Annotated in this window: 16 protein-coding genes and 3 tRNA genes; 11 read left to right on the top strand and 8 right to left on the bottom strand. The window is 45.5% G+C overall.

Annotated features, from left to right (window positions below; translation table 11 throughout):
• The 10 genes from D6D85_RS16630 to D6D85_RS15685 all read left to right on the top strand — a co-directional run.
• Positions 1–546: hypothetical protein (locus D6D85_RS16630; protein WP_161969935.1), on the top strand; the 546-nt coding region annotated here is incomplete at its 5' end.
• A gap of 4 nt (positions 547–550) precedes the next feature.
• Positions 551–1,336, top strand: coding sequence for a hypothetical protein (locus tag D6D85_RS15720; RefSeq protein WP_125673008.1), 786 nt, complete (start codon positions 551–553; stop codon positions 1,334–1,336).
• On the top strand, positions 1,320–2,366 hold the full coding sequence (locus D6D85_RS15715) for a winged helix-turn-helix transcriptional regulator (protein ID WP_125673007.1): 1,047 nt from the start codon (positions 1,320–1,322) through the stop codon (positions 2,364–2,366). The genes D6D85_RS15720 and D6D85_RS15715 overlap by 17 nt, the downstream gene beginning before the upstream one ends.
• A 52-nt stretch (positions 2,367–2,418) precedes the next feature.
• Positions 2,419–2,551: transfer RNA gene (locus tag D6D85_RS15885), tRNA-Trp, on the top strand.
• Between the two features lie 43 nt (positions 2,552–2,594).
• Entirely contained in the window at positions 2,595–3,878 is a 1,284-nt protein-coding gene (locus D6D85_RS15710; RefSeq protein ID WP_125673006.1) for a hypothetical protein, read from the top strand.
• A 4-nt stretch (positions 3,879–3,882) separates the two neighbouring features.
• Complete coding sequence (locus D6D85_RS15705; RefSeq protein ID WP_125673005.1) at positions 3,883–4,584, top strand: class I SAM-dependent methyltransferase; 702 nt, start codon at positions 3,883–3,885, stop codon at positions 4,582–4,584.
• Between the two features lie 39 nt (positions 4,585–4,623).
• Positions 4,624–4,860, top strand: coding sequence for an Lrp/AsnC family transcriptional regulator (locus D6D85_RS15700; protein WP_125673004.1), 237 nt, complete (start codon positions 4,624–4,626; stop codon positions 4,858–4,860).
• A complete protein-coding gene (locus tag D6D85_RS15695) occupies positions 4,857–5,348 on the top strand; it encodes a DUF367 family protein (RefSeq protein WP_125673003.1) in 492 nt (163 codons plus the stop codon). The genes D6D85_RS15700 and D6D85_RS15695 overlap by 4 nt, the downstream gene beginning before the upstream one ends.
• Before the next feature lie 30 nt (positions 5,349–5,378).
• A complete protein-coding gene (locus D6D85_RS15690; RefSeq protein WP_125673002.1) occupies positions 5,379–6,104 on the top strand; it encodes an ABC transporter ATP-binding protein in 726 nt (241 codons plus the stop codon).
• A complete protein-coding gene (locus tag D6D85_RS15685) occupies positions 6,074–7,231 on the top strand; it encodes a SufB/SufD family protein (RefSeq protein ID WP_125673001.1) in 1,158 nt (385 codons plus the stop codon). Before D6D85_RS15690 ends, D6D85_RS15685 begins: the two co-directional genes overlap by 31 nt.
• Here D6D85_RS15685 and D6D85_RS15680 read toward each other — a convergent pair.
• From D6D85_RS15680 to D6D85_RS15665, 4 genes are all read right to left on the bottom strand, one after another.
• Positions 7,226–7,612 carry a hypothetical protein gene (locus D6D85_RS15680; RefSeq protein ID WP_125673000.1) on the bottom strand — a complete coding sequence of 129 codons (387 nt, stop codon included), beginning with the start codon at positions 7,610–7,612 and terminating at the stop codon, positions 7,226–7,228. The two genes, D6D85_RS15685 and D6D85_RS15680, sit on opposite strands and share 6 nt — an antisense overlap.
• 125 nt (positions 7,613–7,737) lie before the next feature.
• A tRNA-Gly gene (locus tag D6D85_RS15675) sits at positions 7,738–7,811 on the bottom strand.
• Between the two features lie 57 nt (positions 7,812–7,868).
• Positions 7,869–8,162, bottom strand: a complete 294-nt coding sequence (locus D6D85_RS15670) for a DUF1634 domain-containing protein (protein WP_125672999.1) — start codon at positions 8,160–8,162, stop codon at positions 7,869–7,871.
• Position 8,163: 1 nt separating this feature from the next.
• Entirely contained in the window at positions 8,164–9,012 is an 849-nt protein-coding gene (locus D6D85_RS15665) for a sulfite exporter TauE/SafE family protein (RefSeq protein WP_125672998.1), read from the bottom strand.
• 90 nt (positions 9,013–9,102) lie between these two features.
• Here D6D85_RS15665 and D6D85_RS15660 point away from each other — a divergent pair.
• Positions 9,103–9,188, top strand: a tRNA-His gene (locus tag D6D85_RS15660).
• Here D6D85_RS15660 and dcd read toward each other — a convergent pair.
• The 4 genes from dcd to D6D85_RS15640 all read right to left on the bottom strand — a co-directional run.
• Positions 9,189–9,737: a dCTP deaminase gene (dcd, locus tag D6D85_RS15655; RefSeq protein ID WP_125672997.1), complete on the bottom strand. Its 549-nt coding sequence runs from the start codon at positions 9,735–9,737 to the stop codon at positions 9,189–9,191. It abuts the tRNA gene before it with no gap.
• 1 nt (position 9,738) lies between these two features.
• A complete protein-coding gene (locus tag D6D85_RS15650; protein ID WP_125672996.1) occupies positions 9,739–10,710 on the bottom strand; it encodes a hypothetical protein in 972 nt (323 codons plus the stop codon).
• A gap of 384 nt (positions 10,711–11,094) precedes the next feature.
• Complete coding sequence (locus D6D85_RS15645) at positions 11,095–11,793, bottom strand: ABC transporter permease (protein ID WP_125672995.1); 699 nt, start codon at positions 11,791–11,793, stop codon at positions 11,095–11,097.
• On the bottom strand, positions 11,790–12,583 hold a 794-nt coding region (locus tag D6D85_RS15640), incomplete at its 5' end, for an ATP-binding cassette domain-containing protein (protein WP_133308334.1). The genes D6D85_RS15640 and D6D85_RS15645, both read right to left, overlap by 4 nt.

Genomic DNA, 12,583 nt, shown 5'->3' with positions numbered 1-12,583 from the left:
CCTGCTGTTCAGGGGAACAAGCTAACTTGGAGTATATACATAGGAAAAAATCAGACTAGAGTTATAAAGTTCAGTGCACACATAGAAAAAGTTTATGGGGTTGATGTGGTGAACACAGCCGGCATAGTGGAGATGAACAGGTTCTATGGGGCAAGGGTCAGCCTAGCAAGCTTCAGCGTATCGGCTTTGATAGCAGCAGCTTTACCATTCATCCTTGCTGTTCTTCTTATAACTAGAAGAAGGAGGGGGAACATGGTTATAGTGGATTACATAACGCTGAAGGGTCTTTATCTCAATGGCAGGCTTCCTGAGGTTGCAAGAACATATAGAATAGCTGTCACAGATCTCACGATGAAGAAACTGCTGGAGGACAGGGAGACATCAGCAATACCGATGACAGTTGATCTCGAGGTCATAAGCACGGATAAGGTGTCTGCAGCAGCAGCTCTTGAGGTTGCATCAGACAGCATAGAGCTTGACTCCCTCATATCTAGGTTCACATCCCTTAGGATGGGTTTGAGGTTCCTTCCCGATATACTGGGGTGATCTCATGTATGAGGAGATATTCAGGTATGGCTCTGATTCCCTCGGCCCCGGCATGTTCAGGGTGCTGAGGGACAGGCTAGAAGCTGAGTTGGGGGAGGACCCGTTTGAGGTCCTTGAGAGGAGTCCAAAGAGATTTCTCACAGCTATGAGGAAGGTAATAGGCTATAGAACAACAGAAGCCTATTTCTCAATGCTTGCTGAGAGACTCAGGGCAGCTGGCATAGCAGTGACAAAGGATGAGCTTATTGATGCGATGGAGAAAGATGATCCAGCTAAGCTTGAGCTTATATTCAGAAATGCAAGGATAGTAACACCATTCGAGAGAATGTACAGGCAGAAGGTGTTTTTACAGCTTGAGAAGGCTGCTAGAGCAAGGCAGAGAAGGGTTGCAATAGGATCAGCTTTACTGGGCATGGGCATGTTCTCCCTTGTGCTTTTAGTGGTTACCCTTGCATCGACATTCCTCTCCCAGTTTCAGATAAACATAGCCCTTGTAGCAGGGGCTGTGATAGCATTCGTCATAGCTGCGGAGAACTATCTGTCAAACACAAATCCTGCGCCTAAAGCCGAGATGATGATTAGAATGAGAATACTTGGAGGAGCTGTTCCTCCAGTTGATGAAGCCCTTCACAGGGTTTTTACAGCTCTTTTAAGGGAGAGAAGAGGGGATTATGTGGATATAAGCCTAACATCTCTTTCGGAATCGCTTGAGATGTCCCCGGTGGATCTAATAGACTCAATAATGGTGCTTCAGAGGGCAGGAGTGATAAGAGTTGAGTCGATCAGCTAGCCTCCTCATCCTTTCATTTTTCATTCTCCCTGTATTTGCCGGAGGACCATCTGTAAAGCTTGTTGGCTCATTCAACCATCAGTTTGTTCAGGAAATGCAGAAAAGGGTTGTTCTATCGGACAGCGGTCCTGTGGTGGCAATAGGGAATGCCAGCTGGTCAGACAATTTCCTCATAGCGGATTCGGTCTTCCTTGAAAAACATGGGCTCAAGCCTGCTGGATGGATTGAGACTAACTCCACAAGGATAATACCAGCAAAAAGCGGAATTAGGGAGTTCTTCATGAGAAAGGGAAGGGTTGCAGTTTACTCTGCGCACGGAGAGGAGCTCTACTTCATAGAGAGAGGGATACCTGCTGTTTTTTCAACAAATGGAATTACAGTGATATCCATAGATATGACATCATGGCAGGATTTTGATCCAGAGGGAGCAGCGGACTTTCTGTCCTATGTTATCAGCTTGGTTGTGCCAAATCCAATTCCTGTTGTCGTGGTTGCAGCAGCCTCAATTGCATCAGCCTCTTACATACTGAAGGAGCAGCAGGAAAAGCTGTTCAAGGTGATATCCCTTGTTCCTCTTGCTATTATAAAAATAAAGGGGAAGAGTGCGCTGGAGAACAGGAGAAGAGTTGAGATAATAGAGGTTCTCACGAGATCAGCTGGGATGAGCATAGCTGATGTCTCAAAAGCTCTGGGCATAAGCAAGACAGCTGCCTCCTGGCATTTGAGCATTCTTGAGAGAAGCGGGCTCGTTATGAAGGCGAAAATAGGGAATATGACTGTGTACTACTGCGGGGAGGGATGGCAGAAGGCACTGCTGTTCGGAAACAGGAGGAAAATAGTGGAGCATCTGATGAAAAACGGGCCAAAAGGGATAAGAGAGATAGCTGAGGAACTTGGGATAAGTACTGAGACAGCTAAAAGAAATGTGGATCTCCTCCAGTCATTGGGAATTGTGGAGAGCAGAAAGGAGGGAAGGAAAAGGGTGATAGCTCTTTCCAGCAAGTTTGTGAGAGATTTCCTAACATTATAAAAATATTATGAAAATAAATTAAAGGTTTAATAACTGTTGTTCTTCTTTTTGTTGGACCGTGGCCCAGCCTGGCTGCTCCCGATGATATAAGGAGGGCCCTGGAGAGGTCAGGGCGGCGGGCTCCAGACAACTGGAGCTATGAGGGAGCCACCCGTAGGACGTGGGTTCAAATCCCACCGGTCCCATCTTAGAAACAATTATTTTTATCTCTTAATCATTTTTCATGGGGTGCCTGCTCTGAGAGTTGCAGTGATAAGCTCAGAGGACTCTGATGTGAGAGCTTCCTACAGGATGCTTCTCAATATAATAGGAGTTCCATGGGAGGAGGCGGAGGAGATCGATCCAACAGAGCATCTGCTTGCGATAATCCCTGAGGAAGCTAAGCTTACACCTCTTGTGGTCCCATCCATTGTAATTGGGTCCTCTCTTCAGAGGTATTTTCCCGAGTCAAGAAGGGTGGCTGATAGGGCAGATGTGGGAATAGCAGGAATAAAAGCCCCTGTTTACAACATCTACTCAGCTCCTGGGGATAAATTTGAGGGTCTGCCTGCAAGCTTTCATGAGGGAAACATACTTGTCTGGTTCGATCTCTTCAGAGGCGCATTTAAGCCCTTGAAGGATGGTTCATACAGCCTTTTTCCCCTTATATATGTTTACTCCAGGCTTCTTCTCAAGTTAATGAGCTATCTCTGCAGGAGAGAGAGGTTTCCACTTGTGAGAAAGATGAGGTGGCCCCATGGCTTTCAATGCTGCATCTCCCTTGGAATGGAGGTCAGGGATATCGGCAAAGTCAGATACCTTCTTGAGAGGAGACAGCTTGCCGGAAAGGTCACAATGCTTGTCAACAGAGAGGCATGTGAAAATGCATCCAGCAAAGACCTTGAAAGAGTCTCCTCAAGCTTAATGAATGTGGGAGTTCTTCTGGAGAGGGATCTGGAGGGGGTTGAGAGGCTTTATGACAGGATATCTTATTTAAGGGGAGGAAAAGTAGGGATAAGGGTAAACAGGCCTCTTGGAAACTTCCATCGGATAAGAGAAAATCTTCTGAGCTTGAAACCATTATACACATCAGTATCAACAATAGAGGGAGATATATTATCGATGGGCTCCCCAGGCCCTGTAGCGGAGCAGCCTAGAGAAATACCTGTTGCACTTGTGGAGGAAAGCATTTCCACATTTCCAGCTGATTTGTGCTCAATGGAGCGGTGTTTTCCGATAGTTGTCAGAAACAGAGATTTCTTAATGTCAATTCTCTCCTTAAACTGCTGGATATCTGATTTTGAGGGTCTTCTGAGCTGGTCTGAGGCAAGAGAGCTCTCATCAGTTGATATAAAGTACAGCGGCAGGGAGCTGGAGATAGAGTCAAGCTCAAGGGCAGATGGCCTTGTTCTGGAGATAATATCAAGCAGGGAGCTTTTTCCAAAGGAGAAGATGAGAATTGAGGGGGAGAAGGGGAGATATCTTGTGAGAGTTCCTGCCGGAAGATCAAAGATCGGTTTCTCAGTGGGATGATGGGATGAGAGGCCTTGAGAAGAAGGACTGGGTTCTGGTCGAAAATATGCTGGTAAAGACCATACCGAAGTATGAGCTCGTGAACAGGGTGATAACATTCGGTCTCTCATCTAAAACTAGGAGAAAGCTTGTGGATTTAGCTTGTATAAGACCTGGGATGACTGTGCTGGATGCTGGATGCGGACCTGGAACCCTGAGTGAGATGATAGCTGAGAGAATGCATGAGGGAAGGCTCTTTCTCCTCGATCCCCTTGATGAGATGCTCTGGCAGGCCTTCAGAAATCTCATGAAATTCGACATAGAGGTCGAGTTTGTAAAGGGATTGATGGAGGACATACCCCTTCCAAGTGATATGTTCGATCTTGTTGTCGCCTCATACAGCATAAGAGATTGCATGGACAGGGATAGGGCTATAGCTGAGATGAAGAGGGTGCTTAAGAGAGGGGGTAGGCTCCTTCTCCTTGATATAACAAGGCCCGAAAATGGCTTTGAAAAGATAGTATCTATTCACATGAAATACTTTGTACCTATACTGTCCTCAATTGTATACAGAAAAAGGGAGAATCCATGGAAAGCTCTTTATAAGACTTATGTGAATATGTGGACCCCTTCTGAGATGGTAAGGGCTGTGAGAAGACATTTAGCAGTTGAGTTTTTCATTACGTTTGCCCTCGGTGCCTTCACTCTTGTCTCAGCTAGGAAGTGAAAAATTAATAAATAGCTGAGGCATCAGCAGGAGGGGATCATGCTGGAAGCCCTAGTTGCATTAGCTGTGAAGCCAACTATGACAGCTGATTTCAAGAAGAATCTGGTCATGATGAGAGGGGTCAAGGAGATACTCTATGTTACTGGAGAATATGATTTTCTGATAAGGATGGAGGCCCAGAACACATTTGAGCTCTCAAGGCTCATAGAGGAGCTGAGAGGCCAGGAGGGAGTTGAAAAGACAGTGACATTCATAGTGCTGGAGAAGCTGAGATGAGGATATACATCCTTCCCCTCTTCAAAGATGACCCCAGAAAATCAACAGGAGTCAGGCTTATAAGAAGAGGGATTGCTGAAAGAGGGGCACCAAGAGGCTGTGTTGTCCTAAATCCATTCTCCAAGATAGTTATATCAGCAGAGGACATCCAGCTGGCTGAGAGGAGGGGGATTCTGGCAGTTGACACATCTTGGAAGGCAATAGAGGAGGTCAGGTGGCCAAGAGGCTTCTGGAGGAGGCTTCCATTTTTAGTGGCTGCCAATCCAATAAACTATGGGATTCCTTACAAGCTCTCCACGCTTGAGGCAATATCAGCAGCTCTTTTCATTCTAGGCCATGATGAGGAGGCATTTTCAGTGCTCAATGAGGCCAAGTGGGGCATGGAGTTCTATCATCTGAACAGGGAAAGGCTTGAGGCTTACAGGCTTAAGAATAGGAATGATATTGAGGAAGCTGAGAGCATGATGATAAGGGAGCTGCTGAGATAAGTTTTTTAATATAACAATGGTGATTTTCCTATGCTGGAGATAAGGGATCTAACAGTAGAGGCATCTGGAAGAACAGTGCTAAATGGGGTCAACTTGACCATCAAGGATGGGGAGAAAGTCCTTCTTTTGGGCCCAAATGGCTCGGGAAAATCATCTTTAATGCAGACGATAATGGGAAATCCCTCTTATAAGGTGACATCCGGTTCCATTATTTTTAATGGAATAGATATAACGGGAATGAGCCCTGAGGAGAGGGCCAGAATGGGAATAGGGATCATATTCCAGATACCACCTAAGATAAAGGGGGTTAAGCTTCTGGATCTAATCCAGAAGGTAGCGGGAATGAAGGGAATAGATATTGCTGAGATAAGGAGAAAAGCTGAGGAACTCAGAATATCCCATCTTCTTGAGAGGGATATCAACGTGGGGTTCAGTGGTGGAGAGATGAAGAAAGCGGAGCTCCTTTTAATGCTGTCTCAGAGGCCGAAGCTTGCTCTTATAGATGAGATAGACTCCGGGGTTGATGTGGAGAGCATGGAACATGTGGGCTCGTCCCTTAATGAGGTTCTCTTGCCCGATATATCAGCTATACTGGTTACGCACACAGGTTATATATCCAGATATGTTGATGCAAATATAGCTTATGTGATGCTCAACGGAAAAATAGTGTGCAGCGGAGATCCCAACTCAATACTGGACAACATAAGAAGGAGGGGGTTTGAGGGATGCGTGGAGTGCAAAAGAGCTATCTTATAGATTATCTTGACAAAAAATCTCCTTATGGATTGGATATAGATGTGAGGAAGTTTATTCCTTCAGAGCCTGTTAAACTGGATGAGGATAGACTGAAGGAAGTCGGAATAGACCCGAATTATGCTGGTCCCGGGCTATACTACCAAGTGGATAGCTCCGTCATGAGAAAGGGATCCTCCATAAGTGGGCTTAAGGTGATGTCATATGATGAAATGAACAATCCGGAGATGGGCTGGAGATTGATCTCCCCCGATCAAGACAAGTACACTGCAGCAGCTGCCCTTTATGGAAGAGGGGGTTATGTGATAATAGCAGATGAGGGGGTAAAAGTCGAGAGACCAATTCAGGCATGTCTATTCATGTCAGCTCCCGGCAGTCTTCAGGCACCTCACAACATAGTAATAGCGAAGGATAACTCGGAGGTGAGCGTTTTCACAGGCTGTACCGTGATGAAGGAAGTTGTCGGACTTCATGTAGGGATAACAGAGTTCTATGTTGGAAAGAATGCGAGAGTGAACTTTGTGATGATCCACAACTGGAATCCAGATGCCCATGTGAGGCCCAGAACTGCTGCAGTAGTTGAGGAAGGAGGGCAGTTTGTCTCCTATTATATAAACATAGGCCCTGTTTCATCCCTACAGACGTTTCCAAAGGTTAGGTTGATCGGAAAAGGTGCCAAGGCCCATATGTCGAGCATAATAATTGGAAAAGAGGGCTCTAAAATAGATGTTGGATCAGAGGTGAGCCTTGAGGCTCCTGAAACAAGGGCTGAGATAATATCAAGAAATATTGCAATGGACAAAAGTGAGATTATCGCAAGAGCAAGGGTTATAGCAAGAGCGGAGGGGAGTGGGCATACAGAATGTATGGGTCTGATGTTGTCGGACGAAGCCAACATAGTGACAGTTCCCGAGCTGGAATCAAGCTTCAAAGGAGCAGAGCTCACGCATGAAGCAGCTGTTGGAAAGCTAAAAGAGGAGGAGATATACTACTTAACTTCGAAGGGGATAGAGAGAAAGGAGGCAATATCTATGCTTGTCAGGGGGTTCATGAGGATTAACATAGAGCTGCCATCAGTTCTGAAAAAGCAGATCGAGTTTGCAACAGCAATGGCCGCAGAAGGGTTATGAGCTGATGAAGTACTCTGTGAATTCCCTCTTTCTAAGGGCTGTTAAATCTATTCCTCCTGTCCTGGGATCCGGAATGAGGGCCCATTTCTCCATTGCAAGCGCTCCTATTATGGCATCTATTCTCCTTCCTCTCTCATCAAATCCAAGTTCTTCGACGGGATGGGCCTCTATATCGAATGGAAGCCCTTCTATCGAGCAGTTTAATATACATGCCTCATCAATTTCATAAATTCGGCCCCCTAATCCCACTCTAAACGGAGTTGTCTTCCATCTGATTCCAGAGGCCAGTTCACTCCTCACATATGACCTTATGGATCCTGTATCAAAGAGAACATAAGCTCTCTTTCCCTCTATCTCGATCTCCTTGAAAGTTCGGGCCATCTCTTTAACTAGCAGTTTCCATATAAAAAGGCTTATAAAAATACCTTGATGTTAAAGATTCTCAAAGACAGGAGATCCTTATTAACATCTGCTGTTCTATGAAATGGATTTCCCGAGACATTGGATGCGGCCGCCGGGATTCGAACCCGGGTCTGGAGCGTGGCAGGCTCCCATCCTGACCAGGCTAGACTACGGCCGCACTCATCAAACACATGCGGAAAATATAAGCCTTTCGAGCATAAAACATAAGTATAAACTATCCTGACGGTATTGTCCTCAGAAAGAATCCAATTAAGATGCTGAGGAGCATGAAGAAAAGCACTATGAAGGCCACAACAACGTTATACATCTCCCTTGATGAGGCAAAGGCAAAAATAGCAGCTATAACTCTGATCATTGGAGTTATAACTAGGATCACTGTTCCCGCTAGTATCACAGCGAGGGAGGCTTTTACGCCGAATATATCCAGAAATAGTCCGATGGAAAATAGAAGAAAGCTTGCAATAGTGCCAAATGTGAGTGCAAGATAGACAGCTCTCTCAACTTGCATTTCAGACACCTTTAATTATCATATTATATGCAAAGTATAGAAGTATTAAACCAAATATTAATTTTATGAAACCAGCTTTCATTTTGTTCATGACCGATGTACCTGCAGTCGCCCCTATCATCACGCCCATGGCGACAGGAGCCACTGCCTCTGTGTTGACAAGCCCGTATGCTAGATAGAGAAGAGCTCCTGTAGATGCTGTCACCCCTATCATGAACTTGCTGGTTGCCACGGCAGCCTTCATGGGTACATTCATTAGCTGATTCATCACCGGGACCTTTATTATCCCCCCTCCAATTCCAAGCATTGCTGAGATCAAACCAGCTAGATATGAGGCAATGAGCCCTGATTTTGTCCTTATCACGGTGTAATTGACCTCCTTTCCCTCTGCAATATCGGGATATTTGTTTGAAAGACCAAGTTTTCTCGATATTTCATCCTCCTTTGTGATGAAGAGATCATTTCTGAGCTTTTCCTCCTCTTTCTTCCTTGTTAACAGCTGTGATACAGATAGATATATTAAAAGAATCCCCATCAGAATATACAGGAAGGATGATGGCGCTTTTACAGCTAAAAATGCCCCGGATACAGCTCCTGCTGTTGTTGCTGTCTCCAGAAACATTCCAAGTCTGACGTTTGTTATCCTCTGCTCCACATATCTCGATGCTCCAGCTATGCTGGTTGCAACAACGCTCACTATGCTCACTGCAATTGCCTCCTTTATGCCAAAGTTGAAGAACATTGTCAAACAGGGTATTATGATCACTCCTCCTCCTATCCCCAGAAGAGCTCCGAAGAAACCCGCTATTATCCCCACGATCAGCATGAGCAAAGAGGTAAATGGGTCCACAGGAGCACCAACAGCAACACTATATAATTCTTGCTGACTCAGTCGGAACAGATTCAGTAAAGCTTAAATTCCCTGGGATCTATGGAGCTAGCCAGGGTGGGGTAGAGGTAGCCCGGGGGCCTGTGGAACAGCTGTGCAGAAAGCCCTCGGCCCGGGTTCGAATCCCGGCCCTGGCCTTATTCAATCTTTTTCACTATGGGTTCCTCTTGTCCCACGTATTTTGAGCTCTTCCTCTCATCATAGCCTATCTCAGCAGGGGATGTGAGCCTGTGAAATATTATCTGAACTATCCTCATGCCTGGAGTGAGGAGGACATCCGAGCTCCCTCTGTTCGATATCTCTAGGACAAGCTTAGATGGACTTATCAAGCCCGTTCCCGGATTGACCAGTCCGGCTGCATGCACTATTATCCCCAGCCTAGCCAAGCTGCTCAACCCCTCAAGAGTAGCGGCTATCTCCCTTGATATTGCTATCTTCTCGGCTGTAGATGCTAGAACAAATTGGCCTGGCATTATCCTGAACTTCCCTCCATCTGTCCTCACCTTTCTGATGGGGATCTCTGAGAGATTCAGGGGATCTATCACGGATCCTCTCTCAAACACCATGAATATATCATCCAAGGTCAGGTCTACGGAGCAGGGCCCAACTCTTTTCCTGTCAAATGGCTCTATTCTTATGTTTCCCCTCTCTATCTCCCTTAATATATCCCTGTCCGAGAGTATCATCTCAGGTCCTCCTTATCCTCTCCAAGATGCTCCATATAGCCTTTATTTCATTTTCTGCTATCTTTTTCTGCTGCTCAGTCAGGGTTCCCGTCTCCAGAGCTGTCATTATGGCTTCCTCGCTCTTTCTTAAGTGGAACTCAACTTCCCCTCTTCTCCAGCTGTATCCATCGTAAAGAAGTTTCTGCCTCTCGCTGAAGTCTCCCGGTTGATCAACTCCGGGGACGTACTCCATTAAAAGCTTCTTAAATATCTCAACATCTGTTATAGAGCCAAGAAATCTTATCTCCTTCTTCTCCCTCCAGAGGCTTAGATCTGGGCCAAAAGCAGGCATATCATACATATTTGAGGAGAGGTGGGGTATATCTATAAGAGCTATTGCCATTACCTCCTCAAATCCTATGGAGCTAGCTTTTCTTGCTATTCTAAGAAGGCCCTCCTTCGATATGTATCCATAGAGGATGAGCTTTCTGAGATTACAATCCCTTATTTCGCTCTCAATTTTTATTCTTTCCAGCACTTTTTCCCCAGTACCTCCAGTTGCCTCCGTATCTGGCTTTATCACTGTTATATCTCCTCTTCTCAGCTGGGAGAAGTCTTGATAAGTCACCTTTATCTCCCTCACTGCCCTGTGATCCATATATGTGTTTAAAACATATTGCGTCCTTATGAATACCTCCCTCAGATCTAGGGCCTCGGAGAGGGCATCGTGAAGATGATATCCGGGACCTGCTCTAAGCACATGAACTAAAACAGGATCGCCTTCAACCCTTGATGCTATGAAAGGGGCTATCTCCTCAGCTGCTCTTCTCATCATGTTGTGGAACTCATCTAGGACTATGTGGGGATGGGCGGCCACTTTAAATGCAGGCTCGCTGTAGAATATGTAAACCTTGAGAAAATCCTTCATCTCAGGAAAGTCGACAGAGTAAAGCCTTATTGATCCACTTTCCTTTATTGTAAGCTTAAGCTCCATTTTATATCTCTCTGCAAGCTCAGACCACTCTATTTGAATCCCCCATGAAGATACAGGGTGAATTGAAAAATGTTTCTAGCTCCGAGCTTCAGCGGGGTTACATATTTTTAAAATTTCCCGAAATTTAATGAGGGAAACTGAGATACAGATGGAAGAGCGACCAAAAATTCTGCGTGAAAAGCAAATAGAAGGGCTTCTTAATCCTTATCTTGGCAGAAAAGAGCCAAAATGCTTCTAATAATGAAGCGATATTAGCCCATTACTGGCTGACCTCAGGATCTGAAAACTTATTATCATCCATGTACTGTGTGGGCTAGGCATCCGTTTTTCCTCTAATACTGCTAAAAACTGTGCAACGATCCTGTGAACTCAGCTTCTTCAGCCCTATTTCTCCCTCCATCTGGAAAATCTGGCAGCCAGCAGTGAGAGAAAAGCAGCATATGCAAGAAGGACTGGAAATAGGGAAAACTGGCCTCTTATAATCTCGGCTGCACATACAGCAGGAGATATCAGTGATATTGTGCTGAGAGGCTCTGGAAGGACTCTAATTGGATAGTATACGGGCATTAGATAGACAAGGGTTGAGTAGAGGACATCAGTTACCGTCATAAGCCTTATCTGAACCCTAACCCTGAGGGATATCAGGAAGCCCATCATTATTCCTGAGATCCAGATTAAGAGGAGAGCTATTACATCAGAGAAAAGCTTAGCCCCGTCGGGAGCGAAAAAGATTGCATATATGGCGAGAAGAGGAATCGCATTCAATACAGTTGGAAGGCTCATTCCAAAAGCAGCTCCGAGGGCATAGAGAAGAGGAGAAACAGGGGATGAGACCATCATGTCCTTAAACTTTGAGAATCTAAGGGCATTTATGTCAACTGAGAGCTGCATCATCCCGCTTCCAAAGAGAAGGGCGACAATCCCTCCTATTACCACATCTTTAGGGGTTCCTCCTATGAGCAAGAAAAGGGCTATTAGGGATAGGTTCCTGAAGCATCCTCCCAGCAGTATAACCGGATCCCTGACGACATAGCTCATGAAATAGAAGTAGAAAATCCCAGTTAGCTGTCTGAAAATCCTCATGAGAACTCGCCCACTATGACGACATCCTCCAGCTCGATCGGGCGGACCTCAGCGCTGATATTGTTTGAGACAAGCTTATCAAGTATATAATCTATTTTATCAGAGTATATGTAACAGGAATCCCCTATCACGCACTTCCTGTGCTCTATATCGCTTATGCATGAGAGATCCACATTTCTAACTATGATCTTCCTTTTCATCCCCCCGAAAACCGATTCAACAAGTTTTTCAGGCGTATTGTGGGCCATTAAAGATCCCTTCCTGAGGACCATTATGTAATCGGAGTTTTTTGATGTCTCCTCTAGGAAATGGCTCGCTATTATGGCACTTTTTCCCTCGCTCACAATTTTTCTCACCATCTCCCAGAATATGTGCTTTGACCTTGCATCAAGACCAGCTGTTGGCTCATCAAGCAGGTAAACATCTGCATCCTCAACTGAGAGCGCCATTGCAACGAAGACCCTCTTTGCAGTCCCTCCGGAAAGCCTTATTATCTGGGTATCAGCCACTTCCCTTAGCTCCATCTCATTAAGCATTATAGATGTCCTTCTCCTCGCATCTCCTATGGAATAGCCCCTCATCAAAAGATATGAGAAAATGTAATCCCTAGGGGTCAGCGTGTATGAGAACGGCCTTATATCCTGAGGGAGCATGGATATTACATTTCTGAGCTTCTCGTAATCTTTGACCACATCCATCCCAAGGAGGTATGCTCTCCCATCGGTTGGAAGGAGCTGGCACGATAGTATCCTCAGAAGGGTCGTCTTTCCGGCGCCATTCTGTCCTATCA

Origin of the sequence: Candidatus Methanodesulfokora washburnensis (assembly GCF_003947435.1) — an archaeon.
GTDB lineage: Archaea > Korarchaeota > Korarchaeia > Korarchaeales > Korarchaeaceae > Methanodesulfokora > Methanodesulfokora washburnensis.
Note: the sequence above shows the minus strand (reverse complement) of the source record. Positions and strands in the feature narration are given on the sequence as shown.

What these genes read in the sequence shown, in the direction of transcription:
- D6D85_RS15720 (WP_125673008.1), top strand. Translation starts at nt 551, where the DNA reads ATGTATGAGGAGATATTCAGGTATGGCTCTGATTCCCTCGGCCCCGGC.
- D6D85_RS15705 (WP_125673005.1), top strand. Translation starts at nt 3,883, where the DNA reads ATGAGAGGCCTTGAGAAGAAGGACTGGGTTCTGGTCGAAAATATGCTG.
- D6D85_RS15700 (WP_125673004.1), top strand. Translation starts at nt 4,624, where the DNA reads ATGCTGGAAGCCCTAGTTGCATTAGCTGTGAAGCCAACTATGACAGCT.
- D6D85_RS15695 (WP_125673003.1), top strand. Translation starts at nt 4,857, where the DNA reads ATGAGGATATACATCCTTCCCCTCTTCAAAGATGACCCCAGAAAATCA.
- D6D85_RS15690 (WP_125673002.1), top strand. Translation starts at nt 5,379, where the DNA reads ATGCTGGAGATAAGGGATCTAACAGTAGAGGCATCTGGAAGAACAGTG.
- D6D85_RS15685 (WP_125673001.1), top strand. Translation starts at nt 6,074, where the DNA reads ATGCGTGGAGTGCAAAAGAGCTATCTTATAGATTATCTTGACAAAAAA.
- D6D85_RS15680 (WP_125673000.1), bottom strand. Translation starts at nt 7,612, where the DNA reads ATGGCCCGAACTTTCAAGGAGATCGAGATAGAGGGAAAGAGAGCTTAT.
- D6D85_RS15670 (WP_125672999.1), bottom strand. Translation starts at nt 8,162, where the DNA reads ATGCAAGTTGAGAGAGCTGTCTATCTTGCACTCACATTTGGCACTATT.
- dcd (WP_125672997.1), bottom strand. Translation starts at nt 9,737, where the DNA reads ATGATACTCTCGGACAGGGATATATTAAGGGAGATAGAGAGGGGAAAC.
- D6D85_RS15650 (WP_125672996.1), bottom strand. Translation starts at nt 10,710, where the DNA reads ATGGAGCTTAAGCTTACAATAAAGGAAAGTGGATCAATAAGGCTTTAC.
- D6D85_RS15645 (WP_125672995.1), bottom strand. Translation starts at nt 11,793, where the DNA reads ATGAGGATTTTCAGACAGCTAACTGGGATTTTCTACTTCTATTTCATG.